The 427-nt window shown below is 61.4% G+C and carries 1 protein-coding gene; it reads left to right on the top strand.

The window, feature by feature from the left end:
• Nucleotides 1–53: 53 nt before the first annotated feature.
• The gene (gene merT, locus KZZ07_RS26690) at nucleotides 54–419 is read left to right on the top strand and encodes a mercuric ion transporter MerT (RefSeq protein WP_428829678.1); all 366 of its coding nucleotides are present in this window, start codon (nucleotides 54–56) and stop codon (nucleotides 417–419) included.
• The last annotated feature ends 8 nt before the right edge of the window (nucleotides 420–427 follow it).

Genomic DNA, 427 nt, shown 5'->3' with positions numbered 1-427 from the left:
CCTAAGTCCGGAGGTAGCCTTACCTCGACAAGCCGATTCGTGAAAGGAAACATATGTCGGAAACGCCCTTGGTGGAGCCTGGAAAGGGGCGCGGTGTGCTGGCTGCGGGCGGCATCGCCGCGATCCTGGCGTCAGCTTGCTGCCTCGGTCCGCTCCTGTTGGTCGCGCTCGGGTTTTCAGGCGCCTGGATCGGCAATCTGACCGTGCTGGAGCCCTACCGGCCGATCTTCATCGGCGCGGCGCTGATCGCGCTGTTTTTCGCATGGCGACGCATCTTCCGTCCAGCCCACGCCTGCGATCCGAACGACATGTGCGCGGTCCCCAGCGTGAGGACCGGCTACAAGATCATCTTCTGGATTGTGGTGGCTCTCGTGCTGGTCGCCCTCGCATTTCCTTATGTTCTGCCGCTCTTTTACTGAAAGGAAGT

Origin of the sequence: Mameliella sp. CS4 (assembly GCF_019392335.1) — a bacterium.
In the GTDB taxonomy this organism is placed as follows: domain Bacteria; phylum Pseudomonadota; class Alphaproteobacteria; order Rhodobacterales; family Rhodobacteraceae; genus Antarctobacter.
This window is presented reverse-complemented; position numbering and strand designations above follow the sequence as displayed.